The organism is Paracoccaceae bacterium, assembly GCA_012103375.1.
Classification (GTDB): domain Bacteria; phylum Pseudomonadota; class Alphaproteobacteria; order Rhodobacterales; family Rhodobacteraceae; genus WLWX01.
Window position 1 is genome coordinate 2,433,384 of sequence record WLWX01000001.1, and the last position, 23,242, is coordinate 2,456,625.

A 23,242-nucleotide genomic window follows, 5' to 3' on the forward strand; every position below is an offset into this window, starting at 1 on the left:
GGACGGACATGAATGACACGCATATATCGAATGCCTTTGACCGTGACCTTGAGGGGATTCAGGCGCTGGTTATGAAGATGGGTGGCCTGGTCGAGGCCGCGATTCACGGCGCCAGCCGCGCGTTGGAAGACGGGGATGAGGATCGCGCTGCCACCATCAAGGCTGCCGACAAGGCGATTGATGCGCTGGAAGAACAGATCAACACAGAAGCGGCGCGGCTGATTGCGCTGCGCGCACCCGCGGCAAGCGATCTGCGCACGGTGCTGACGGTGATGAAGATCTCGGGCAATCTGGAACGCTGCGGCGACTATGCCAAGAACCTGGCCAAGCGGACCAGCGTGCTGGTGCAGATGCCCCCCGTCGATGATTCCGCCGCCAGCCTGCGCCGGATGGCGCGCGAGGTGGAGTTGATGCTGAAAGATGCGCTCGACAGTTATGTCCGTCGCGACATTGCGCTGGCCGAAAGTGTGCGGCAGCGCGATGAGGACGTGGACAACATGTATAACGGGCTGTTCCGCGAGTTTCTGACCCACATGATGGAAGACCCGCGCACGATCACCGCCTGCATCCACATGCATTTCATCGCCAAGAACATCGAAAGGATGGGCGATCACGTAACCTCGATCGCGGATCAGGTGATTTATCTGGTGACCGGCTCGATGCCAGATGAGTCCCGGCCCAAAAGCGACAAAACACCCTATGTCGCAGAAAGTGAGCTGGGCTGATGGCGGCGCGCGTTCTGCTGGTTGAAGATGAACCGGCGCAGCGCGAAGTCCTGGCCTATAACCTGGCGGCCGAGGGGTACGCGGTGGACCAGGCCCCCGACGGGGACGAGGCGCTGCTGCTGGTTGCCGAGGGGGCGCCCGATATCATCGTGCTGGATTGGATGCTGCCGGGTGTGTCAGGGATCGAAATCTGCCGCCGCCTGAAATCAAGTGTCGAAACCCGCGCGATCCCGATCATCATGCTGTCGGCGCGTGCTGAGGAGGTTGACCGCGTCAGGGGGTTGGAAACCGGGGCGGATGATTATGTCATCAAACCCTATTCGGTGTTAGAATTGATGGCGCGGGTGCGCACGCAATTGCGCCGGGTTCGACCCGCCTCGGTCGGTGAACGGCTGCAATTTGAAGACGTAGTCATGGATTCCGAAACCCACCGCGTGACCCGTGGAGGCACCGTCGTTCAATTGGGCCCGACCGAGTTCCGTCTGCTGGCCACCTTTCTGGAACGCCCCGGCCGAGTCTGGAGCCGTGAGCATTTGCTATCGCGGGTCTGGGATCGCGACACGGATCTGGATACGCGAACCGTTGACGTGCATGTCGGTCGATTGCGAAAAGCCCTTGGTGGCCCCGATCTGATCCGCACGGTGCGCGGTGCCGGGTATGCGTTGGGCTAGTGCGATCTGGCCGATAATCGCACAGCCTGTTCCACGTAACTCGCAAAATACCGCCGAACATCCGGGATCGTTTCCAGCAATCAAACGTTCCGCCACATGATCCGCTAAAGCGTTTCGACATTAACCTGAGACATATCCGGCGGCCTTAAAGTAGTTCCAGCATTCTACTGGGTCGTAGAGATCGCAGATTGCTCCGATTGCTTCGAAGACCTGGGTAAAGGACCTGGCCCCGATCCGTCGCAAATGGGCTTTCAGTTTAGAGAAGGCCTGCTCGATGGGATTCAGGTCGGGCGAGTACGGTGGCAGGTAAAGGAACCAGCAGCCGTGATTGCGTAAAGCCTGCGTCGCCTCCTTATTCCGGTGGGTTGCCAGGTTGTCGAGAATGACGACAGTGCCGGGGTTGATCTCGGGGACCAGCACTTCGCGGATGTAGGCCGCGAAGGCGGGGCCATCTATCGCTCCCTTGATGACCCAAGGTGCGATCAGCGCGCCTTGGGTCAGGCCCGCGATCAAGGTTTGGGTTCCCCAGCTTCCGAAGGGCGCATCCATCGTCAGGCGCTTACCGCGCTTGGCTCTGCCGCGTAGGCGCGTGAGGTTTGTCTTCACTGCGGTTTCGTCAATAAAGACAACGCGCTCAGGAAAGGTCGCAATGGCTGGCGAGCGGTATCTGAACCAGTCGGCCCGTTGCTGCCTTACCTTGGCGCGGCGGCGCTCGGTTGCGACCAGCGACTTTTTTTGTACGTGAAGCCGAGCCGGGACAGAAGGTTGGCGATGGAGGAGTGATGCACCCGCACACCCTCTGCATCGGCCAGCGCATTACGCAACTCAAAGAGCGTGATGTCAGGGTCTTGTGCGATCAACTCCTCAAAGAATTCCCGATGCGGAGCCAGCTTTCCCTTGCCGCGCGGCGGTCCCTGCCGGGCAGGTTCCGCATGACCCTTCATCCTCACCTGACGCGCCCACCGCGCGCCTGTGGCAGGCGACAGCTTCAACCGCAACGCCGCCGCGCGCCCGCTCAACCCTTCTTCAATGTATCTCTGAAACCGTATCCGAAGCGCAGATGGCAAAGGTGCTGACATGATCCATCCTCCCAAACAGGATGAATCACAGATCAGGTCTCAAGGGAATCCCTCGCGATTCAGGTTCAAGACGAAACGCTTTAGGGACTGCGTTGACAGTGTGTGTCGCGGCGGGATCAGGGAAAACATGGCAGGACCATGCTTTGTTGACTTGCCGGTCAAAACACGGCGAGGGACATAAATGGTGATACTGGGGTGGGACAGCTCAAAACCGCTGGAAGTTCTGGTTCTGGACCGGAACCCGATTCTGGGCGTTGGGCTTTGCAGGTTGCTGTCCGAGGACAGTGATCTTGTGGCCACGTCACGTAGTGCGATTACGACGGCCGAACTTGGGCTGCAACGCGCCGAGAGGCCGGACGTCATCGTTATTGACCCTGAACAGGTTGAATTGCTTGCCAGTGATCTGGTATCGCGCCTGACATTTGGTCATGAGGGCGTGACCCTGATCGGATATTCCGCCAGCACATCCATCGAATTGGCCCGCGCCTGTTTCAAGGCCGGATTTCGCGGCTTTCTGCCAAAGACCACAAATATCGAAACCATGCGGCGGGCCATTCTGGTTATTGCAAATGGCGGCGTCTATCTGGATGACGCATATGCGGTTGCGATGTCGGGTGCGAAGGACGCCAAACGCACCGAGTCTGACGGCACGTTGTCCAATCGGGAATTATATGTTTTGAAATTGGTGGCGCATGGAAAAACGCTGAAAGAAATTGCCAGCGAAATGAATCTTAGCGCGAAAACTGTCGATACTTATAAATCGCGCGGTGCGTCAAAATTGAATTTGGGAAGCCGCCAGGAAATTGTTCAATATGCAATCAAGCACGGTTGGATGCAGTTGCAGCATTAAAGCGTTTCGACATTAACCTGAGACATATCCGGCGGCCTTAAAGTAGTTCCAGCATTCTACTGGGTCGTAGAGATCGCAGATTGCTCCGATTGCTTCGAAGACCTGGGTAAAGGACCTGGCCCCGATCCGTCGCAAATGGGCTTTCAGTTTAGAGAAGGCCTGCTCGATGGGATTCAGGTCGGGCGAGTACGGTGGCAGGTAAAGGAACCAGCAGCCGTGATTGCGTAAAGCCTGCGTCGCCTCCTTATTCCGGTGGGTTGCCAGGTTGTCGAGAATGACGACAGTGCCGGGGTTGATCTCGGGGACCAGCACTTCGCGGATGTAGGCCGCGAAGGCGGGGCCATCTATCGCTCCCTTGATGACCCAAGGTGCGATCAGCGCGCCTTGGGTCAGGCCCGCGATCAAGGTTTGGGTTCCCCAGCTTCCGAAGGGCGCATCCATCGTCAGGCGCTTACCGCGCTTGGCTCTGCCGCGTAGGCGCGTGAGGTTTGTCTTCACTGCGGTTTCGTCAATAAAGACAACGCGCTCAGGAAAGGTCGCAATGGCTGGCGAGCGGTATCTGAACCAGTCGGCCCGTTGCTGCCTTACCTTGGCGCGGCGGCGCTCGGTGGCGACCAGCGACTTTTTTTGTACGTGAAGCCGAGCCGGGACAGAAGGTTGGCGATGGAGGAGTGATGCACCCGCACACCCTCTGCATCGGCCAGCGCATTACGCAACTCAAAGAGCGTGATGTCAGGGTCTTGTGCGATCAACTCCTCAAAGAATTCCCGATGCGGAGCCAGCTTTCCCTTGCCGCGCGGCGGTCCCTGCCGGGCAGGTTCCGCATGACCCTTCATCCTCACCTGACGCGCCCACCGCGCGCCTGTGGCAGGCGACAGCTTCAACCGCAACGCCGCCGCGCGCCCGCTCAACCCTTCTTCAATGTATCTCTGAAACCGTATCCGAAGCGCAGATGGCAAAGGTGCTGACATGATCCATCCTCCCAAACAGGATGAATCACAGATCAGGTCTCAAGGGAATCCCTCGCGATTCAGGTTCAAGCCGAAACGCTTTAGGCCTGCAATTGGACAAATCTATGACGTCTGAGGGGGGGTGTCTAGCCCCCAAGTTCTGGGCCATTTCTGATTAGAGTTTCTGGCATTGGTGGTCGCATGTTCAGAGCCTGGTGCGGACGTGTGTGGTTGTACTGCTTAAGCCAATGATTGATGACGATCTGTGCCTGTTTCGTTGTTGTGAACCATTCAGCGTTGAGGATCTCGTGCCGGAGAGTGCCGTTGAACCTCTCGTTGTATCCGTTTTCCCAAGGGGACCCCGGATAGATTCTAATTGGTCGAACACCAACGCGAACCAACCACTCCTGCATCGCCTTGGCTACGAACTCTGGGCCGTTGTCGGAGCGGATATACTCCGGCGTGCCATGGCAGAGGAGCAGCGGATATAGCGCCTCCAGAACATCTTCGGCGCCCATCCTGCTGCGAACTTCCACGGCCAGGGCCTGCCGGGTGTACTCATCCAGAACGGTCAGCATCTTGTAGCTCCGGCCATTGCTGAGCTTGTCGTGAACGAAGTCGATGCTCCAGATGTGGTTCGGATGCGTCGGCCTGAGGCGAATGATCGAGCTGTCCTTGTGATAAAGCCGTCTGCGCTTCCTGTGCCGCTGCGGGAGTTGCAGTCCTTCTTCCTGCCAGAGACGCTCAACCTTCTTATGATTGACCCGCCAGCCCTCGATGCGCAGGAGTTCCGAAACTTTACGATAGCCGTAGCGCCCATATTGCTTGGCCAGGCGGATCAAAGCGAGCCGTAGAGCATCATCGTCTTTTGGCGCGGGTCGATATTGCAGAGAGTTTCGCGCCAGACCGACGACCCGGCAGGTCCTCCGCTCCGAGGTCGCGAGCTTTTGGCGCGTATGAATAACGGCCTGACGGAGCTCCCCAGTCGTCAGGCCCTGGGCTTTAAGTAGTTCAGGCTTTCTTTGAGGATCAGCTTGTCCAATTCAAGCTCAGCGACGATCTTCTTGAGACGCCCATTCTCCTTTTCCAGGCTGCGCATCTCCGACAACTGCGACCGTCCCATACCACCAAACCGTTTCCGCCAGTTGTAATATGTCGCATCGCTGATGCCGACGCTACGACACGCCGATGCAACGTCACTTCCTCCCGTCAGCTTCAGCTCAATCTCACGCAGCAGCTTCAATACATCTTCGTCCGAATGCCGTTTCCGTGCCATTACATATTCCCCTCTCAAGACCAATGTAGTGGCCCAGTTTTAGGGGGGAAGGACAGGGGCGAGCGTGCGAGAGATCACGCGGCTTGCCGCGAGCACCCTCCGGGCGGTGACAGTTACATCAACGCTGCTCGCTTGACGTCAGGGTGAACAGGAACGTGCTTAGAAACGCGGCCCGCCAGACCACGTGGATGATGAAATAGCCGATCACGCTGCCGCCTTGATCAGAGAACCCGAACACCAGCGCCAGCGCACCGGCAATGGCCGAGATCACGACCACCATGGCGGCCCCGGCCAACACCCGCCTGCGGCGCAGCATCGTTACCAGCAACAGCGCCGCAGCCCCGGCACAGGCCCCCGCAAGCGCCAACGCGACCGAGGCGTTGCGCACCCCGAAATCATTCGCCAGGCTATAGACCTGCGCGGCCAGCATCACGGCCATGTAATAAATCAGCGGAGCGGCCAGGATCATCAGTGATGCCCAGACCGGCCCGAACCCGCCATAACGCCGCCCCAGCCAGGCCATTGTCACCCCGAAGACGACGCCGACCGGGATCACCATGATCAGGATTTCAAGAATACTGCTGGCACCGGTCAGCGGCAAAAGCGCCTGAAACAGCGCCGTGCCAACTGCGCCCGAGATGACCCCGGCCAGAATTGCTACCCTTGACGCACCCGTATTGTCGGGAACACTCGTTACACTTTCGGCCATCTGCTCACCTGAAAATCCCGCCCCGCCCTATGATTAACGGCGCGCGCCCACAAGGCAAGAAAAAGCGCATTGATCCGGGCCGGTGCAAACGGCGCGCCTGGCGGCTGCGCCGGTCGCAAACCTCAAACCCCCAGACACCAACGCATAATCGCTTTCTGCGCATGCAGGCGGTTTTCCGCCTCGTCAAATATCACCGATTGGGGGCCGTCCATCACCGCGTCGGTGACCTCGTCGCCGCGGTGGGCGGGCAGACAGTGCATGAACAGGGCCTGCGGCCCCGCGGCGGCCATCAAGGCTTCGTCAACACGGTAGGGCGACAGCTGGTTGTGCCGCCGCTCGGCCACATTGGGCGCGTCATGCATTGAGACCCAGGTGTCAGCCACCACCAGATCGGCCCCTGCGACGGCACGCGCCGCGTTGCGTTCGATGGTCACCGTCGCGCCTTCGCCGCGGGCCTGTTCGACAAATGCGGGGTCCGGATCCAGGGTCTCCGGGCCGGTGAAGGTCAGGTCGAACCCGAAGCGCCCGGCGGCATGCAGGAAACTGGCGCAGACATTGTTGCCATCCCCGGCCCAGACCACCTTCTTGCCCCGGATCGGGCCGCGATGTTCCTCGAACGTTTGAATGTCGGCCATGATCTGGCAGGGATGCGTGCGATCCGTCAGCCCGTTGATGACCGGCACGGTGGCGTGTTCGGCCAATTCCAGCAGTTTGCATTCCTCAAACGTGCGGATCATGATCAGATCGACAAAGCGGGACAGAACCCGCGCGGTGTCAGCGATGCTTTCGCCATGACCAAGCTGGATTTCCGAGCCGTTCAGCACCAGCACCTGCCCGCCCATCTGCCGCACACCGACATCAAAACTGACCCGTGTTCTGGTCGAAGGCTTTTCGAAGATCAGCGCGACCATCTGCCCGGCCAGCGGCTGGTCGTCGTCAAGGGTGCCCTTGGGACGGGCCGCGCGCGCGGTTTTCATCGCCGCTGCCTGGTCGATGATGCCCCGCAGCGCGTCAGGTGCGGTTTTGTGGATGTCGAGGAAGTCAGGCATGGCTGTGTTCTTTCGTTGCTCGGTGGCGGGGGCTGTCTGCCCCCCTTGGCCTGACGGCCAAATCCCCCCCCGAGGATATTTGGGACAAGAAGATGCAGGAAGAGGGTTCGCGTCTAATGCGGGCAGTATTCCATCACCAGAACCGGATCGCCGTCTTCGCAAGGGACGGTTTTGACACGTCGGAACCCGGCGGCAGAATAGGCGGCGATGGCGCGTTTATTGCGCGGATCAGGATCAACGAAAACGCCGCCCGCGCCGCCGGCAATCAACTCGCGCGCGCGCTGGCGCAGATAGGCTTTGGCGTGGCCCTGACCCAGATAGGCCGGATCGCCCAGAAAGGTGTCGAGTGCGCGCGCCGCGTGGGGCGCATCGGCGTATTGCGGCGCATCATAGGCCTGAACCGGATAATCCTGCACAAAGGCGAATGGCGCGGCATTCGGCCCCGTCGTCCAGACAATCCGCATATCCGTCGGGCCGCCGTCAATCTCTTCATCGATCAGCACGATCTCACGATCCGTGTCACCCCACCAACCGGCCAGATGCGGCTCACTCAGCCAGTGCTCCAGCATGTCCAGATCGTCGCGCTTGGCGCGTTGAAAGCGGTATTCACGCAGCATCGGCACCTGCCAGTGTTGTCGCGGCGGAGTCGAGGCGCAAGACCGCCTCGGCGATTTCATCGTCACTGATCGTCAGCGCGGGCAGCAGGCGGATCACATTCTCGGCTGCCGGAACCGTCAGGACATGCGCGCCGTATCCGGCCTGAACCACGTCCGTGTTCGGCGCGACGCATTCCAGCCCCAGCATCAGGCCGGTCCCGCGCACAGCGGCAAAGACCGAAGGGTGGGCGGCGACCAGCCCTTCCAGCTTCTGGCGCAGCAGGCCGGATTTGCGCCGCACCTCGGCCAGGAAATCCTCATCCGCGACGATGTCCATCACCGCACTTGCGACCGCACAGCCAAGCGGGTTGCCGCCATAGGTCGACCCGTGGGTGCCTGCGACCATGCCCTGTGCGGCGTTTTCGGTCGCCAGCAGGGCCCCGATCGGGAACCCCCCACCCAGGCCCTTGGCCACCATCATGATATCAGGGCTGACCCCCGCCCATTCATGGGCAAACAGCCGCCCGGTGCGGCCCATGCCGCATTGCACTTCGTCCAGGATCATCAGCGCGCCGGTTTCGTCACACAGGTCACGCAAGCCTTTCAGGCAGGCATCGGGCAGCACCTTGATGCCGCCTTCGCCCAGCACCGGTTCCACAATCACCGCCGCCGTGCGGTCGCTGATCGCCGCGCGCAATGCGTCGTGGTCCCCGAACGGCAGATGCGTGAAACCGGGCAGCATCGGGCCGAACCCATCGGTCATCTTCGCCGACCCGGCAGCAGATATCGCCGCCGTTGAACGCCCATGGAACGCCCCGCCAAAAGCGATGATCTCAACCCGGTCCGGATCTCCCTTTGCCGCCCAGTATTTCCGCGCCATCTTGACGGCCAGTTCTGCCGCCTCGGTCCCTGAATTCGTGAAGAACGCCGTGTCGGCAAAGGTCGCCTCGACCAGTTGATCCGCCAGCTTCTGCTGCTCGGGGATCTGATAGAGGTTCGAGGTATGCCACAACGCCCCCGCCTGATCCGTCAGCGCCTTGACCAGCGCCGGATGCGCATGGCCCAGCGCGGTCACCGCAATCCCGGCGCCAAGATCCAGATATCGCGTCCCGTCCGCCGCGATCAGCCAGGCGCCTTCGCCTTTTTCGAAGCTGAGGTTGGCGCGGTTGTAGGTCGGCAGGATTGACGGGATCATGATAGTATTCCTCGGCAGGACGCCCTCAAATCGTGCCAGCGGCAGAGGGGCGAAGTCAAATCAACAGATAGGAGAAGCGCAAATGCGCAGGATCGGACGCGTCTGGTCCGCTTCGGCCTCAGCGTCGGAGGCGTCGGTATTTGGTGCGCGTTGTCATGGCGGAGTTGGGTATCACCTCCGGCGAATATTGCAAGAGGGGCCGGCGTGGCTATTTGCGCTTCGCGTTGAGTTTGAGTGGCCGGGGATCAGAAATCGTATTCGAAATTGGCAATTTGCTGATTGAAAGCCTAAGAACGCATCAGGGTTTGATTTCAATCCGGGTGCGCGGACCACAAAGCGAGTCTGCGTGCGACGCATTGGGCGTGCCACTGAAGCAGGCCTGATAGAGATGTCGCCCGGATCTGTTGCCTGGCAGGTTCACGTGCATCCCATGCGCCTGTCCGCTTTGAATGCGGGGCAGCGCAATGCGCGATAACCTCGAAGGAGTGTTGCTTGCGGGCGGGTACAGCCAAATCGTCACCTCTGCACCGGGCCACGACGCCGTACTGGAATTGTTCACGACACTGGTGCTGAGCGTAAATGCCTGTTTGGCCCGGATGCGCTGTGTCACCTGCCAAAGGCGCGCGACTTCCCAGCCCGCATTCGGGTCTCTAGGCGCGACACGTACGCGGTGCACCTCGCAATCCAGCTTTGCATTCGGCGGGCACAGCCCGGCAGTGACCATTATCGGACCCGGGTTGGCCCGGTCTTTTTCGAGGACCGGCGCACGAAACTGGAATGTTATGTTCCGCGAAACCGAGCACAGCTGTTCTCCGACGCGGGTTTTTCGCTGTTCTGTGCCGCTGTGCAATGCCTCGGGGAAGCGATTGCCGACCATGTGACGCAGGCTCATGTCATAAGGCTGCACGGCGCTGCAAAAATCACCGCCGAGCGATTCTTTGGAGCAAAGCGGGTGCACTTCAAAGGTCATGCGAGACGCTTCGCCCGCTTCCAGGACGCGGTTGGGAGCCGAGGATACCGGCCTGAACAGAATATCATTTACCTGACGCCGTCCCAGAATTTCCCCCGAAAAAATTGCGGCCAATCGCGCGGCCAGGACCGAACCGTCGCAATCATTGGTGAACACGTAAATCTGTGCATCGGCGCGGCCCGGCGCACCGGTTCCCAGGGCAATCAGCAGCGACATAACAATGGCCAGGCGCTTCATGAAATCCTCCGAGTGAAAATATTAGCCGAGCACGACCGATGCCCCCACGTCAAGCCCACAGGCCCTGAGGGTGCGCGCGCCGGTGCAACGGACAGCGGTGGTTTGGCCAACAATCAGCCACGTGTTAGACTGCCAGCCATCAGACCTTGCCGCTGAAAAGGAGCCCCCATGAAAACCCCTTGGCATTTCTGGCTTATCGCAATCCTGTCACTGCTCTGGAACGCCATGGGCGCGTTCGACTATTCCGCGACACAATTGCGTTGGACCCCCTATATGTCCAATTTCACGCCCGAGCAGTTGGACTACTTCAATACCTTCCCCACCTGGGTCGTGGCCTGCTGGGCCATCGCGGTCTGGTTCGCTGTTGCGGGCTCTCTGTTGTTGGTATTCAGATCCCGCCTTGCCGTGCTGCTGTTCTGGATTTCGCTGTTCTGCATCGTCGCCACTGCCGTGCACAATTTCTTGCTGGCCGATGTCTCGATGAGTGATCTAATGGGTCCCGAAGCGGCCATCTTCTCGGCTGCGATCCTGCTGGTCGGTGCGTTTCTGGCCGTCTATGCCCGCCGCATGGCGGTCCGCGGGGTGTTGCGCTGAACCGGATCCTGTTTGTCTGCCTGGGCAATATCTGCCGCTCGCCCACGGCCGAAGGAGTTGCGCGTGCGCTTGCGGCCCGGCGCGGCCAGAAGATCGACGTGGACAGCGCCGGAACCAGTGACTGGCATATCGGGGCGCCGCCCCATCCGCCCGCCGTCGCTGCGGCGGCGCAGCGGGGCGTTGACCTGAGTTCCCTCAGCGCCCGCCAGTTCACCGCCGGTGATTTCTTCGAATTCGACCTGATCATCGCCATGGATCGGGACAATGCGGCGCGGATCGAAACCCTGCGCCCGACGGATTGCACCACACCCGTCTGCCTGATGCTGGACTTCGTGGCCGGAACGGGCCGCGTCGACGTGCCTGACCCCTATTACACCGGCGATTATCAGCAGGCGCTGAACCTGATCGAGGGCGCCGCCACCGGACTTCTGGATCAGCTGGCGCAGAACGCCTTGGCCAGGGCCGAGAATTCCTTGTAGCGCTCCCAGAATTCACCATGGCCACGCTGCTTCGATTGCCGGATTTCCTGCGCGCGATGCGGGTCCGCAAAGAAACTGGCGGCCAGTGCTTGGCCTGATGGGTCAAGGGTGGCATCCGCGGCGATCTGGATGCACTTGCACAGACGTGGCGCGGCCGCCTGCCGTTCGGACGCAAGACAGGCGCGGCGCACAGCCTCAGCAGTGCTGAGGGTGGGGGCCAGGATCAGAAAAGAAGACAGGATCAGAAGGGGTCGCATCGTACTCTCAGCCAAACCGGCGCACATCCGGGGCGCTGTATGGCAGGATTGATCGGCGCGCGCAATTCACCTTGCTGCGACAACAATCCCCGGTTGCAGCGATCATAGCTTGGTGATCACCCCGCCGCCCCCATGGACAATCGCCCCCCGCTGCGTCCTGACTGGCCGCGCAACGAAAAGGGACCGCTGATGAATACGCCAGGATGGATTGCCGCCAATGCCGCCGGACTGGCCATCGCCAACGCGTCGGTCCCCGCGATCTTCCGCCTGACATGGCAGGCCGGGGCCGCCGACACGATGATCGCGATCTGGGTCGGCCTGTGGTGGGCGCTGCGGCCACGCCGAGGCTTGCTGTGGGTGCTGGCCACGATGCTGGTCCTGGCGCTGGGCTGGCTGTGGACGGTGACCCTGCGGTCGACAGACATCCTCGGCACTGCAACGCTACTGTCCCAGGCCCGTGACGCCGCCATCTTCGGGGCCGCCATCGGCGCCGCAATCGGGGTGCTGCAATGGCCGGGCGCAAAGCCCAACGCGCCGGACTGGATCCTGCGCAGCACCCTCGGCTGGATCCTCGCCATGGTGGCCCTGAACCTGGGCGAGGCACTGGTCGGCCCGACCGAGGGCACCGCGCATATCGCCATGCGGCTGGGTTTGGGCGCAATCGGCGGCGCAATGCTGGGCGCGGTGACGGCGGTGCTGCGGGGGTAGAGGGTGGTGGGGTGAGCCCCGCCCTACGATGGCAAGGCGTTTACGATTTGCAGCCTCATACTACGCAGGTGGTTGCGATGCTCAAATTCATGACGCCTTTTGAATTGGAACCAAATCAAAGCACAATTCAGATTATCTGAATCGCTACAGGGATGGGTTGCGCCCGGAGCGCGCCGCAGGCGCAGGGCGCACGCCGGACCGGCCCCACCGGTCTGGCGTCGGTTCGAGGTGGGCAGATCCGGGATAGTTGACGACTAAAGCGTTTCGGCTTGAACCTGAATCGCGAGGGATTCCCTTGAGACCTGATCTGTGATTCATCCTGTTTGGGAGGATGGATCATGTCAGCACCTTTGCCATCTGCGCTTCGGATACGGTTTCAGAGATACATTGAAGAAGGGTTGAGCGGGCGCGCGGCGGCGTTGCGGTTGAAGCTGTCGCCTGCCACAGGCGCGCGGTGGGCGCGTCAGGTGAGGATGAAGGGTCATGCGGAACCTGCCCGGCAGGGACCGCCGCGCGGCAAGGGAAAGCTGGCTCCGCATCGGGAATTCTTTGAGGAGTTGATCGCACAAGACCCTGACATCACGCTCTTTGAGTTGCGTAATGCGCTGGCCGATGCAGAGGGTGTGCGGGTGCATCACTCCTCCATCGCCAACCTTCTGTCCCGGCTCGGCTTCACGTACAAAAAAAGTCGCTGGTCGCAACCGAGCGCCGCCGCGCCAAGGTAAGGCAGCAACGGGCCGACTGGTTCAGATACCGCTCGCCAGCCATTGCGACCTTTCCTGAGCGCGTTGTCTTTATTGACGAAACCGCAGTGAAGACAAACCTCACGCGCCTACGCGGCAGAGCCAAGCGCGGTAAGCGCCTGACGATGGATGCGCCCTTCGGAAGCTGGGGAACCCAAACCTTGATCGCGGGCCTGACCCAAGGCGCGCTGATCGCACCTTGGGTCATCAAGGGAGCGATAGATGGCCCCGCCTTCGCGGCCTACATCCGCGAAGTGCTGGTCCCCGAGATCAACCCCGGCACTGTCGTCATTCTCGACAACCTGGCAACCCACCGGAATAAGGAGGCGACGCAGGCTTTACGCAATCACGGCTGCTGGTTCCTTTACCTGCCACCGTACTCGCCCGACCTGAATCCCATCGAGCAGGCCTTCTCTAAACTGAAAGCCCATTTGCGACGGATCGGGGCCAGGTCCTTTACCCAGGTCTTCGAAGCAATCGGAGCAATCTGCGATCTCTACGACCCAGTAGAATGCTGGAACTACTTTAAGGCCGCCGGATATGTCTCAGGTTAATGTCGAAACGCTTTAGCGGCGACAATTCGCCGAATTGCACAAATCCAATCGGCGTAAAACACCCGCATAGGGCGATCAACTTCTCTGAAAAACCCTACAACATATCCCGAAATTCAGTTGAAATGCGACGTAATCGCCAGTTTTGCTGACAGCTCTGTACCGATCCCCTACACCGCCTGCGGGTAATTCTGACTTCCAAGTCTGGTCGCGAAAACATTACCGTTCTGCAACAACCGGGCGCAACTCGTGATCCGGAAAAATAAAAGCGGGACATTTGCGGGATGGCGAAAATATCGGTTTTTGGAATTGGCTACGTCGGCGTGGTTTCAGCGGCATGCCTGGCGCGTGACGGGCACGACGTTATTGCGGTGGATATTGATCCCTTTCGGGTTCAGGCGCTGAATAATTGCCTGTCTCCGATTGTGGAAAATGGGCTTGATGAACTGATTTCGGAAACGGTTGAAAACGGTCGGTTGAAGGCAACCACCGATGCGAAGCAGGCGGTTATGGACACCGAGGCTTCGTTTATTTGCGTCGGAACACCCAGTGAACCGGATGGTTCAGTGGGATTGAAATACGTCACCGCAGTTTGTGACGATATCGGCAATGCCATTCGCGATAAATCCGAGTATCATTCGGTTATTGTCCGGTCCACAATTGTGCCGGGAACGATGGAGCAGATCTGCATTCCAACGTTGGAGGCCGCATCTGATCTGATCGCGGGTCTTGATTTCGGTGTCGGCTATTACCCCGAGTTTTTGCGCGAAAGCACAGCAATCGCGGATTATTATGATCCGGGGCTGATTGTTTTTGGTGCATTGGAAGAACGTACCCAAAAACTGCTGTCAGACCTTAATTCCGATCTTCCGTGCCAAATTCACAAAGTCGATCTGCGCACGGCAGAAATGGTGAAATACACCTCTAATTCCTGGCGTGCGGTCAAGGTTACTTTCGCCAATGAGATTGGAAATATCGCAAAGGCCAATGGGTTGGATGGGCAATTGGTCATGGGTATTCTGTGTTCGGATCAGAAGGTCAATATCTCATCCCATTTCATGCGCCCTGGCTTTGCCTTTGGCGGCTCATGCCTGCCCAAGGACGTGCGCGCATTGCGCCAGGTGGCGCGGGCCAAGGACGTCGCATCGCCCATGCTGGACGCCGTGATCGAGGCAAACCGTGCCCAGATTGAACGTGCCGAGGCCATGGTGGAAATGACCGATGCCGCAACTGTCGGAATGGTTGGGATCAGTTTCAAACCGGGCACCGATGACCTGCGTGAAAGTCCGTTGGCGGAATTGGCATCGCGGCTGATTGGGCGTGGAATTGACGTGCGGGTTTATGACCCCTTCGTGAATTCCGCCTATGCCAAAGATCAGGCGGCGGCGGGGCGTGGGAACGATTTTGTCCCCGATCTGCAAAGCCGGTTGGAACCGACAATTGAAGGGCTGATTGACCGTTCTGAAATTCTGTTGGTCGGCAATAGATACTCGGAAACGCTGGCGCCCCTCAATGCCGCGATTGGCAGTCGCAAGCTGATCGATCTGGCGCGGCTGGACCCCAATCTGACCAGCAATGGCCAGTACCAGGGGATCTGCTGGTGATCACAGTCGCCCAACATGCGGCCTATCTGGCGGTCTGTGCGATGCTGGCGTTCAGCCTGCCGCATTCGGCACTTGGCAATGCGCAGGGTGTGCTGGTGGTGGTCGGGGTGATTGGTATCTGGCGCTATGGCTGGGCTGCGACGAATTTTCTGCGCGCGGCGTTGTTTCTGAACATGGTCTATCCGCGCCGCCGCGCCCGGGCCGAGGGGGCATATAACGCGCGGACCCATCCGGCGCATGCCTATTTCCTGACCACCAGTTATAAGATCGAGGCGGAAACAACGCGCCGCGTCTATCGGTCGATATTTCAGGCGGCGCTGAACTCTCCCGGTGGGGCGACCATTGTTGCCTCGGTGGTCGAAACGGCAGATGCGCGGCTGATCCAGCGGATATTCGACACGATGCCGATGGACGGGTCGGGGGTGACGCTGATCCTGGATCAGATACCGGGGACGGGTAAGCGCGATGCGCTGGCACGTTCGCTCCGCCTGATTTTGCGCCAATCGCCGTCGCGCCGCGACGTGGTGATTTTCGTCGATGGCGACAGCTGTGTGCCAGAGGACATCGTGGCGCGCACTGCCCCGTTCTTCACCGACCCGCGCGTCGGCGCACTGACCACGGACGAGCGGGTCGAGATTGCGAACGCCCCGATGTTCCGCGACTGGTTCGCGCTGCGCTTCACCCAGCGGCAGATGATGATGTTGTCGATGGGCTTGTCCGAGCGCGTCTTGACCCTGACGGGCCGGATGTCCGTCTTCCGCGCCGATCTGGCGACCACGCCGGACTTCATCCGCCTGATCCAGCACGATTTCATCGAACATTGGCGTTTGGGTCGCGTCGATTTCCTGACCGGAGACGACAAGTCAACCTGGTTCTGGCTGCTGCGCGCGGGCTATCGGATGGTGTACCTGCCCGATGTCGCCTCGGTCTCGATGGAGACTCAGCCGCGGCCCGGGTTCGTGGACAGCGCCGTCACCCTGATGATCCGCTGGTTTGGCAACATGCTGCGCACCAACGGGCGGGCATTGGCGCTTCCGGCGCGCGATATCGGCTATTTCACCTGGTGGTCGCTGATGGATCAGCGACTGGCGATCTGGACCACGCTGGCCGGGCCGATTGGTGTTCTGCTGACGGCACTGTTCATCGAACCCTGGGTGCTGCCGGCCTATGCGGCCTGGGTGATGTTCACCCGCTATGTGTTCTGCGCGGTGCTGTCGCTGTTCCGTGGCGGCGGCTTTCCGATCACCTATCCGTTCCTGCTGTATTTCGGTCAGATCGTCGGGGCCAGCGTCAAAAGCTATGTGCTGTTCCGCCTGGATCGCCAGCGTTGGACGCGCCAGTCAGGCGGGCGTTCCGGCGGCTTTGCGACCGCGATCGGGGCGCGCATGCGCGGGGCATCGTCGCTGTTTGCGCATTGCCTGGCGCTTGGCTGGCTGACCTTCGGGATCTTCTTTCTCACCGGCATTCTGTGACGACCAATCGAGGGACAAAAGAATGGACAAATCCACATCAACCGCCGCGCAGCAGCCGCCCGATCTGGGGGCCGCGAATGACCACCCGATGTTCGACATTCCATTCACGGCGGATGTTGACGGGCGCAGGTTTCAGGGCACCGGGATATCACTGGTCGAGGCCTTTGCCACCGGCCTGCTGGATCCCCAGCTTGCCGGGGAAAGCCGGTTGGTCAAACTGGCTTTCGCGTTTTCGGGCTTCAGCGTCGGCCTTCTGGTCAATGCCACGGTCAGCGAGGCGGACGGGGGCCAGGGCAAGGTGCGGATCGCGTTCGCGGACCCAACGGGAGAGCATCTGCCGCAGCTGCGCCATATCCTGAATTCTTATGTCGCGGGCGATCTGATCTCGCTTGGGGGCACGATTGGTGTGGCGTCGACGGCGGGCAGCGGTGACAAGCCCGCCTCGGCCGCGAACCCGGCGGCGGCGCGAAAGCACAAGCAACTGGGCACCGCCGCCACCATCGCGGCCAGCGTCGCGCTGGTCATCGGGGCGACCAGCCTGCTGTATCAACGCGCCTATTCCATCGCGGTGCCGACCCCGGCCTATGTGATGCAATCGGGCGAGACGTTGCGCGCAGTCAGCTCCGGGCAGATCGACTACCTCAACCTCGCCGCCGCCGCCGCCGCCGGAGAGATTGCTTTTGCGATCCGCGCAACCTCGGGCGAGACGCTGAGCATTGCGATGCCGTGCGATTGTGCGGCGACCCTCGCGGGGGTCGAAAAGGGTTCGACCGTGTTGGCGGGGGAGCCGGTGTTGTATCTGGCGCAGGATGTGGAAGACATCGCGGTCGGGGCCAATGTCCCGCCGGAACTGCTGTATGATCTGGCCGCTGCGCATCATATCGAATTGACGTTGGCCAACGGCGACTCGCTGCGCGCAATGCTGGACACGAACCAGCAGCATGATGTGGCGGGCGAGGGCGACAAAGCCCTGATCCCGGTGACGCTGACGCCTGACACCACCCTTGATCCCGATCAGGTCGGGCAGGTCGTCCGGCTTCGGATCCATAAACCGGCGCCATGGATTTTTGCGCCGTTCCAGGCGGTTGCAGGTCTGGTGCACCGGATGCGCACGGGGGCCGCCACATGATCGGCGATCTGCCGCGGGTCGCGGCCAATGACCGGCCCCGGATCTATCCGCTGGTACTGTGCGGCGGCATGGGGTCGCGCCTGTGGCCGCTCAGCCGGGTCGAACAGCCCAAGCAGTTTCAGCCCACGGCGGGCAAGGACAGCCTGAGTTACTTTCAGGCGACGATCCAGCGCCATCGTGGGGCACAGTTCTGTGCGCCCATCGTGGTGACCAGCGCGCGTCATGTCACGATTGTGCGGCGCCAGTTGGAGCAGCTTCAGATCGACGGCCATGTGATTGCCGAACCCGTGGGGCGCAATACCGGCCCGGCGGTTCTGGCCGCCGCGCTGAGTGTGATCAGGCATGATCCCGAAGCGCAACTTCTGGTGCTGCCTTCAGATCACGTCATCAAGGGCGATCTGAACAGCACGGTCACGGCGATGTCGCAGGCAGCCGACGACGGGCGGATCATCACCTTCGGGATCATGCCGCGTTATGCCGAAACCGGCTATGGCTATATCACCGACGGGGGCAGTTTTGATGTCTATCCCGGTCTGCACCGGGTGTTGCAATTCGTCGAAAAACCCCCCTTGTCCGAGGCCGAGGCCCTGCTGTCCGCCGGGGGTGCATATTGGGCGTCGGGCATCAGCCTGTTCCGCGCCGACACCCTGATCGGAGAGTTTGCGCGCCTTGAGCCTGAGAGCTTTGTCGCCGTCTCTCGTGCGGTTTCATCAGCTGAACAGTGCGACGATCACATTCTTCTGGACGAAGCCACATTCACCCAAGCCCGCGCCGAACCGACCGAGCGGCTGGTCTTTGAACGCTCGGACGCCGTGGCGCTGGCGCCGGTCTGTCATATCGACTGGAACGACGTCGGGGCCTGGACCTCGGTCCATGCAATCTCGGACAAATGTGGTGATGGGAATGTCACCAATGGCGATGTGATTTCGCTCAACACGAAGAACTCTCTGATCCATGGCGATGATCGTCTGGTGGCTGTGGTGGGGATGGAGGATGTGATCGTTGTGGACACGCCGGATGCGGTTCTGGTGACCAATCAGCAGAACGCGCAGATGGTGAAATCCATCGTTGACCGGCTGAAGGATCAAAATCGCTGCGAGGTGACCACACACAAGCTGCGCGATCTAAGCTGGGGCAGTATCGAGGCGCTGTCCTCGGCCGATGAGTATCGGATGAAGATGGTCACGGTGCGCCCCGACGCGACGATGATGCTGAATGGCACCGGAGAGGGGCCAAGCCTGCTGGCGGTGATCTCGGGGCAGGGCGCGTATCAAGAGGGTGGGGCGGAAAAATCGATCTCATCCGGGGATACGATCAGCGTGGCCGCCGATCTGTGCCTGCCATTGCGCAACGCCTCGACCCAGCCGTTTCAGGCGATCCTGCTGACGATTCTGAATGGCGTGGTTCCAACCGGGCCGGTGTTGGCGCATGCGTAAAGCGCGCGCCCTTTGGGTGCCGCTGGCGCTGATGCTGTCCGGCGCGGCGGCGGTGGCCGGGCCTGATCTGGGCGCGGCGCGGGCCGGGTTGGTTGCGATGGCTGACGAAAGGCCAGAGGTGCTGGCGCAGCGGCTGGGCGAGATGCGCACCGTGTTCGGCCTGGATGCGCCGAAACGCCCGGCTGCGGGTGTGGCCAAAATGGTGCCGCTTGCCGGAACACCCCAGGTTTCATCCCTGAACCTGCGGGTCGCGCTGGCAAAACTGGCGATCTATGCGGGCGCAAACCAGCAATTGGCGGTGATCGCGGCGCAAAACGGCCAGACTGACGCGGTGATCCTGCGCGCCGGGTCGGCGACACTGGATCAGGTTGTCGCGATGGCCGATGCAGCGGGTGCGCCGGGTATCCTTGCAGATGGCAATCACGTCACCCTGACCCGCCCGTTGATCGTCTGGGAAGATGCCGAGCTGATCCTGCCCGACGGGGCCGAGGTTCAGATGACCTCGGAAAGTGGTGCGTTTTTGCTGAATTTCGGGCGGATGCGCATCGGCGCCGCCCGGATCTGGGCGAGTGATCCGTGGGTGGATGCGCCGGACGCCTTTCGCCCCTTCGTCCTGACCGCCGGAACCGGCAGTATGCAGGTGACGGGGGCCCAGATGCACGGCCTTGGATCGGCAGATGCTGGGCCTTACAGCGGGTTGAGCGTCGTCAACGGCGGGCTGTTTCGCACGCAGAGTGCCTCCTCCATTCGCGATACGACGATCCGCGATTCCGGGCCGGTCAGCCTGATCCGCACCAGCAACAGCCAGGTGATCGGCAACCGTATCCTTGGCAGTCGTGGCGTCGGGTTGTTCGTGGCCGAGGCGCAGAGCCCGGTGATTGCCGACAACCGGATCACCGGGACGCGCGGGCTTCAGGCGCTGCGGATCACGGCGAATTCCACCGGCGCGCTCGTCGCTGGTAACCTGTTGGCACAAGGCGCAAATTCAGGCGCGCTGATCGACCGAAACAGCGCCGATCTGACCTTTGCCGACAATACGATTGCGTTGAACGGCGCCGGGGCCATGCGCATTCAGCGCGGTGCCTGCATTGCCATATCCGGCAACCTGATCGTCGCCAACGGCGGCCCCGGTATCGGGCTGGACCGGGTGGTGAACGCAACGCTGGTTGACAATATCATCGCCTTCAACCGCGCCGCCGGCCTGAGCATTGCCGGGCAGGAAGCCGGCTGGCAGACAGACGTAACCCGCAATCTGATCGCCGATAACGGAGAAAGGGTTCGCGGCGCCACCGCCGGGCGGTTGCAGATGACCGGCAACCGGCTGGAGGCGCAATACCCGCGCCTGTTCTCAGGCGATCTGGGCGTTCACACGGTCGGCTATCTGACGGCGCGCCAGCAGGGCGGGCAGGATGGCTATCTTATCGCCCCGGCGGATTTTGCCGCGCAACCGGAATGCGGGGGCGTCTGATGGTCTTTTCCTCTGAAAGCTTTCTGTTCCTGTTCCTGCCGCTGTTCCTGGCGCTGTACTACCTGACGCCAACGCGGTGGAAATCGGCGACGATCCTGCTGGGGTCTTACACCTTCTACGGCTGGTGGCGCGTGGATTTCCTGGGCCTGCTGATCCTGACGACTTTGTGGACTTATGGCTGCGGGCTGCTGATCCGCCGCAATCTGGACGGGCCGCGGGCGCGGCTTTATTGTGGGATCGGGGTCGCCGGGTGCCTGGCGGTGCTGGGCGTCTTCAAATACCTCAATTTCTTTGTCGACAGCCTTGCCGCACTGGTTGGAACCGACGCGAGCGGCCTTGGCATCCACTGGCGGTTGATCCTGCCCATCGGCATTTCGTTCTATGTCTTTCAGTCGATTAGCTATCTCGTCGATGTCTATCGAAAAGACGTCAAAGCGACGGTTAGCTTCCTTGATTTCGCTGCGTTCATCGCGCTGTTCCCGCAGCTGATCGCCGGGCCGATCCTGCGGTTCAAGGATCTGGCCCACCAGTTCGAGGCGCGGACCCATTCTGCGCAGATGTTCACTGACGGGGCGAGGCGCTTTGCCATCGGGCTGGCCAAGAAAGTGATCCTGGCGGATGCCGTCGCACCTTTGGCGGACCTGGCATTCTCAACCACCGATCCGTCTATGCCTTTGGCCTGGATTGGCGCGGTTGCCTATATGCTACAGCTTTACTTCGATTTCTCGGGCTATTCCGACATGGCCATCGGCCTTGGCATGATGATGGGGTTCAGGTTCACCGAGAACTTCAACCGCCCCTACATCAGCCGCTCGATCACCGAGTTCTGGCGGCGCTGGCATATCAGCCTGTCAGTCTGGCTGCGCGACTACCTTTACATCCCGCTGGGCGGCAACCGGCTGGGCACCACGCGGACCTATGTGAACCTGATGACCGTGATGCTGCTGGGCGGGTTCTGGCACGGGGCGAATTGGACGTTTCTGGTCTGGGGTGCATGGCACGGTGGATGGCTGGCGTTGGAGCGTGCGACGGGCCGCGACAAGGGCAGCGGTGCAATGGCGCTGATCTCGACTTTGCTGGTCGTGCTGATCGGCTGGGTTGTGTTCCGTGCGGAAACGCTTGGAATTGCGTTCGGCGTTTATTCCGGAATGCTGGGTTTCAATGGCGGCGGCATTCCGGTGGAAATCGCAATGCAGATAACGCGTGAAAGCCTGCTGTTTGTTGGCATCGGCATATTGGTCGTCATCGCAGAGTCGTGGGTTCATCCACCTGCACGCAGCCAGATTGCGCCGGATGGCACACTGACGCTTGCCAATACGTTGGTGCCGTCTGTCGCAATAACCGGGATTGCGACATTCACCATCATGAAACTGGCCGAGCAGAATTTCTCGCCATTTCTGTATTTCCAGTTCTAGGGGCGGCGCGATGCAAAGGTTTCTGAAACTCTGTCGGTTTTTATTGCCCGCAACATTCCTTGGCTATTCGCTGATTGCGAATATCAATTTCCTGCAAACCGGAGATCTTCGGGTCGATCTTGATCAGGTGGCGTTCCTGAAAGGGCGCGTCGCCAGCGAAATTGACACCGCATATGTGGATAGCCTGCCGCACCGCGAAATCTCGGTCGGGTTAATTGGCGCGGCACGCTATGTGCTGATTGGTGAGGGGCGCAGCGGCGTCATCACCGGTGACAATGGCTGGTTGTTCACACAAGAAGAAGCCGGGCCTTTCGGGGGCGATCTTGACACCGCAGCGGCAGAAATAAACACGATTGGTCAGCGCCTTAGGCAACACGGCACGCAGCTGATCCTGGTGCCGGTTCCGGGCAAGCTGGACGTGTACAGCAGGTTCAGCGGCGATCTATCCCCGGAAATTCGCGGCGTTTATGATGGCTTTCTGGCCGCGTTGGATCGTCAAGCCATTGCGCACATCGATATCCGTCCGGTATTACTTCAAGGGAATTCCACTCAGCAGACCTTCCTTTCTACTGACACGCATTGGACGCCGTTCGGGGCCACAGCAGTTGCAAGGGCAATTGCGAACGCCGAGCTGATCCCACAGGGCGACGCCGATTATTTCAGACGCGCACAAGTCGAAAAAACTTTGACCGGCGATTTGGTTTCATTCGTGACTTCGGACGTATTGGCCCCGATTGTGGGATTGCGGCCCGAGGTTATTATTCCGTTTGACGCGGTGTCCAAACCGGATGCCAATATCAGCATTTTCGGTGCGGACAGTATTGATACAGTCCTGATCGGAACCTCCTACAGCGCGAATACGGATTGGAGTTTTGCCGAGGCCTTGAAACTGTTGTTGTCGCGTGATGTGCTCAATCTGGCGACCGAAGGGCAGGGGCCGGTTGCGCCAATGCGCGCCTATTTGAACAGCCCCGAATTGGCCGCATCCGCACCACGCTATGTGATTTGGGAATTCCCGGTACGCTATTTGTCCGACCCGGATCTTTGGCAATCCCACGACGCGCAGAGGGATGTCTGAT

General features: G+C 60.7%; 22 protein-coding genes and 2 pseudogenes. 14 read left to right on the forward strand and 10 right to left on the reverse strand.

Annotation, left to right across the window (positions count from 1 at the left end):
- The first annotated feature begins 8 nt into the window (after positions 1–8).
- Positions 9–725 carry a phosphate signaling complex protein PhoU gene (gene phoU / locus GKR99_12435; GenBank protein ID NKB28309.1) on the forward strand — a complete coding sequence of 239 codons (717 nt, stop codon included), beginning with the start codon at positions 9–11 and terminating at the stop codon, positions 723–725.
- A complete protein-coding gene (gene phoB, locus GKR99_12440; GenBank protein ID NKB28310.1) occupies positions 725–1,396 on the forward strand; it encodes a phosphate regulon transcriptional regulatory protein PhoB in 672 nt (223 codons plus the stop codon). Before phoU ends, phoB begins: the two co-directional genes overlap by 1 nt.
- Before the next feature lie 120 nt (positions 1,397–1,516).
- Here phoB and GKR99_12445 read toward each other — a convergent pair.
- Positions 1,517–2,475 (reverse strand): annotated as a pseudogene (locus GKR99_12445) (IS630 family transposase).
- 181 nt (positions 2,476–2,656) lie between these two features.
- Between GKR99_12445 and GKR99_12450 the strand changes: the two are divergent.
- Positions 2,657–3,325: a hypothetical protein gene (locus GKR99_12450; protein NKB28311.1), complete on the forward strand. Its 669-nt coding sequence runs from the start codon at positions 2,657–2,659 to the stop codon at positions 3,323–3,325.
- Positions 3,326–3,337: 12 nt separating this feature from the next.
- Here the strand turns inward: GKR99_12450 and GKR99_12455 are convergent.
- From GKR99_12455 to GKR99_12490, 8 genes and pseudogenes are all read right to left on the reverse strand, one after another.
- A pseudogene (locus tag GKR99_12455) lies at positions 3,338–4,296 on the reverse strand (IS630 family transposase).
- A gap of 125 nt (positions 4,297–4,421) precedes the next feature.
- Positions 4,422–5,318, reverse strand: a complete 897-nt coding sequence (locus tag GKR99_12460) for an IS3 family transposase (GenBank protein ID NKB28312.1) — start codon at positions 5,316–5,318, stop codon at positions 4,422–4,424.
- Positions 5,264–5,551, reverse strand: coding sequence for a transposase (locus tag GKR99_12465; GenBank protein NKB28313.1), 288 nt, complete (start codon positions 5,549–5,551; stop codon positions 5,264–5,266). Before GKR99_12465 ends, GKR99_12460 begins: the two co-directional genes overlap by 55 nt.
- 118 nt (positions 5,552–5,669) lie before the next feature.
- A complete protein-coding gene (locus tag GKR99_12470; GenBank protein ID NKB28314.1) occupies positions 5,670–6,260 on the reverse strand; it encodes a hypothetical protein in 591 nt (196 codons plus the stop codon).
- A gap of 122 nt (positions 6,261–6,382) precedes the next feature.
- Positions 6,383–7,309, reverse strand: a complete 927-nt coding sequence (argF, locus tag GKR99_12475) for an ornithine carbamoyltransferase (GenBank protein ID NKB28315.1) — start codon at positions 7,307–7,309, stop codon at positions 6,383–6,385.
- Positions 7,310–7,422: 113 nt separating this feature from the next.
- Positions 7,423–7,986, reverse strand: coding sequence for a GNAT family N-acetyltransferase (locus GKR99_12480; GenBank protein ID NKB28316.1), 564 nt, complete (start codon positions 7,984–7,986; stop codon positions 7,423–7,425).
- Positions 7,916–9,100 carry an acetylornithine/succinylornithine family transaminase gene (locus tag GKR99_12485; GenBank protein NKB28317.1) on the reverse strand — a complete coding sequence of 395 codons (1,185 nt, stop codon included), beginning with the start codon at positions 9,098–9,100 and terminating at the stop codon, positions 7,916–7,918. Before GKR99_12485 ends, GKR99_12480 begins: the two co-directional genes overlap by 71 nt.
- Before the next feature lie 298 nt (positions 9,101–9,398).
- The gene (locus GKR99_12490) at positions 9,399–10,307 is read right to left on the reverse strand and encodes a hypothetical protein (GenBank protein NKB28318.1); all 909 of its coding nucleotides are present in this window, start codon (positions 10,305–10,307) and stop codon (positions 9,399–9,401) included.
- 168 nt (positions 10,308–10,475) lie between these two features.
- On the opposite strand from GKR99_12490, the gene GKR99_12495 reads away from it, so the two are divergent.
- Positions 10,476–10,901, forward strand: coding sequence for a hypothetical protein (locus GKR99_12495; GenBank protein NKB28319.1), 426 nt, complete (start codon positions 10,476–10,478; stop codon positions 10,899–10,901).
- Complete coding sequence (locus GKR99_12500) at positions 10,898–11,380, forward strand: low molecular weight phosphotyrosine protein phosphatase (GenBank protein ID NKB28320.1); 483 nt, start codon at positions 10,898–10,900, stop codon at positions 11,378–11,380. Before GKR99_12495 ends, GKR99_12500 begins: the two co-directional genes overlap by 4 nt.
- On the opposite strand, the gene GKR99_12505 is transcribed toward GKR99_12500, so the two are convergent.
- Positions 11,335–11,637, reverse strand: coding sequence for a hypothetical protein (locus tag GKR99_12505; GenBank protein NKB28321.1), 303 nt, complete (start codon positions 11,635–11,637; stop codon positions 11,335–11,337). The two genes, GKR99_12500 and GKR99_12505, sit on opposite strands and share 46 nt — an antisense overlap.
- Before the next feature lie 189 nt (positions 11,638–11,826).
- Between GKR99_12505 and GKR99_12510 the strand changes: the two genes are divergently transcribed.
- The 9 genes from GKR99_12510 (at position 11,827) to GKR99_12550 (ending at position 23,241) form a co-directional block, all read left to right on the forward strand.
- The gene (locus GKR99_12510) at positions 11,827–12,345 is read left to right on the forward strand and encodes a hypothetical protein (GenBank protein NKB28322.1); all 519 of its coding nucleotides are present in this window, start codon (positions 11,827–11,829) and stop codon (positions 12,343–12,345) included.
- Between the two features lie 338 nt (positions 12,346–12,683).
- Positions 12,684–13,642 (forward strand): IS630 family transposase gene (locus GKR99_12515; protein NKB28323.1). Its coding sequence is split into 2 segments (ribosomal slippage): positions 12,684–13,025 and positions 13,028–13,642, totalling 957 coding nucleotides; the frame shifts between segments, so codons are not numbered across the junction.
- 281 nt (positions 13,643–13,923) lie between these two features.
- On the forward strand, positions 13,924–15,243 hold the full coding sequence (locus GKR99_12520; protein ID NKB28324.1) for a nucleotide sugar dehydrogenase: 1,320 nt from the start codon (positions 13,924–13,926) through the stop codon (positions 15,241–15,243).
- A gap of 41 nt (positions 15,244–15,284) precedes the next feature.
- On the forward strand, positions 15,285–16,715 hold the full coding sequence (locus GKR99_12525; protein NKB28325.1) for a glycosyltransferase: 1,431 nt from the start codon (positions 15,285–15,287) through the stop codon (positions 16,713–16,715).
- Positions 16,716–16,737: 22 nt separating this feature from the next.
- Positions 16,738–17,844, forward strand: coding sequence for a hypothetical protein (locus GKR99_12530; GenBank protein NKB28326.1), 1,107 nt, complete (start codon positions 16,738–16,740; stop codon positions 17,842–17,844).
- Positions 17,775–19,280 carry a mannose-1-phosphate guanylyltransferase/mannose-6-phosphate isomerase gene (locus GKR99_12535; protein NKB28327.1) on the forward strand — a complete coding sequence of 502 codons (1,506 nt, stop codon included), beginning with the start codon at positions 17,775–17,777 and terminating at the stop codon, positions 19,278–19,280. Before GKR99_12530 ends, GKR99_12535 begins: the two co-directional genes overlap by 70 nt.
- Positions 19,240–20,748 carry a hypothetical protein gene (locus GKR99_12540; protein ID NKB28328.1) on the forward strand — a complete coding sequence of 503 codons (1,509 nt, stop codon included), beginning with the start codon at positions 19,240–19,242 and terminating at the stop codon, positions 20,746–20,748. The genes GKR99_12535 and GKR99_12540 overlap by 41 nt, the downstream gene beginning before the upstream one ends.
- Positions 20,748–22,163, forward strand: coding sequence for a membrane-bound O-acyltransferase family protein (locus GKR99_12545; protein NKB28329.1), 1,416 nt, complete (start codon positions 20,748–20,750; stop codon positions 22,161–22,163). Before GKR99_12540 ends, GKR99_12545 begins: the two co-directional genes overlap by 1 nt.
- A gap of 10 nt (positions 22,164–22,173) precedes the next feature.
- Positions 22,174–23,241 (forward strand): hypothetical protein, encoded by a 1,068-nt coding sequence (locus tag GKR99_12550; GenBank protein ID NKB28330.1) that lies wholly within the window; start codon positions 22,174–22,176, stop codon positions 23,239–23,241.
- Position 23,242 lies beyond the last annotated feature (1 nt).

What these genes read in the sequence shown, in the direction of transcription:
- GKR99_12525 (NKB28325.1), top strand. Translation starts at nt 15,285, where the DNA reads ATGCTGGCGTTCAGCCTGCCGCATTCGGCACTTGGCAATGCGCAGGGT.
- GKR99_12535 (NKB28327.1), top strand. Translation starts at nt 17,775, where the DNA reads ATGGATTTTTGCGCCGTTCCAGGCGGTTGCAGGTCTGGTGCACCGGAT.
- GKR99_12465 (NKB28313.1), bottom strand. Translation starts at nt 5,551, where the DNA reads ATGGCACGGAAACGGCATTCGGACGAAGATGTATTGAAGCTGCTGCGT.
- phoU (NKB28309.1), top strand. Translation starts at nt 9, where the DNA reads ATGAATGACACGCATATATCGAATGCCTTTGACCGTGACCTTGAGGGG.
- GKR99_12490 (NKB28318.1), bottom strand. Translation starts at nt 10,307, where the DNA reads ATGAAGCGCCTGGCCATTGTTATGTCGCTGCTGATTGCCCTGGGAACC.
- GKR99_12485 (NKB28317.1), bottom strand. Translation starts at nt 9,100, where the DNA reads ATGATCCCGTCAATCCTGCCGACCTACAACCGCGCCAACCTCAGCTTC.
- GKR99_12545 (NKB28329.1), top strand. Translation starts at nt 20,748, where the DNA reads ATGGTCTTTTCCTCTGAAAGCTTTCTGTTCCTGTTCCTGCCGCTGTTC.
- GKR99_12480 (NKB28316.1), bottom strand. Translation starts at nt 7,986, where the DNA reads ATGAAATCGCCGAGGCGGTCTTGCGCCTCGACTCCGCCGCGACAACAC.
- phoB (NKB28310.1), top strand. Translation starts at nt 725, where the DNA reads ATGGCGGCGCGCGTTCTGCTGGTTGAAGATGAACCGGCGCAGCGCGAA.
- GKR99_12520 (NKB28324.1), top strand. Translation starts at nt 13,924, where the DNA reads ATGGCGAAAATATCGGTTTTTGGAATTGGCTACGTCGGCGTGGTTTCA.
- GKR99_12505 (NKB28321.1), bottom strand. Translation starts at nt 11,637, where the DNA reads ATGCGACCCCTTCTGATCCTGTCTTCTTTTCTGATCCTGGCCCCCACC.
- GKR99_12550 (NKB28330.1), top strand. Translation starts at nt 22,174, where the DNA reads ATGCAAAGGTTTCTGAAACTCTGTCGGTTTTTATTGCCCGCAACATTC.
- GKR99_12450 (NKB28311.1), top strand. Translation starts at nt 2,657, where the DNA reads ATGGTGATACTGGGGTGGGACAGCTCAAAACCGCTGGAAGTTCTGGTT.
- GKR99_12540 (NKB28328.1), top strand. Translation starts at nt 19,240, where the DNA reads ATGGCGTGGTTCCAACCGGGCCGGTGTTGGCGCATGCGTAAAGCGCGC.
- argF (NKB28315.1), bottom strand. Translation starts at nt 7,309, where the DNA reads ATGCCTGACTTCCTCGACATCCACAAAACCGCACCTGACGCGCTGCGG.
- GKR99_12510 (NKB28322.1), top strand. Translation starts at nt 11,827, where the DNA reads ATGAATACGCCAGGATGGATTGCCGCCAATGCCGCCGGACTGGCCATC.
- GKR99_12495 (NKB28319.1), top strand. Translation starts at nt 10,476, where the DNA reads ATGAAAACCCCTTGGCATTTCTGGCTTATCGCAATCCTGTCACTGCTC.
- GKR99_12470 (NKB28314.1), bottom strand. Translation starts at nt 6,260, where the DNA reads ATGGCCGAAAGTGTAACGAGTGTTCCCGACAATACGGGTGCGTCAAGG.
- GKR99_12530 (NKB28326.1), top strand. Translation starts at nt 16,738, where the DNA reads ATGGACAAATCCACATCAACCGCCGCGCAGCAGCCGCCCGATCTGGGG.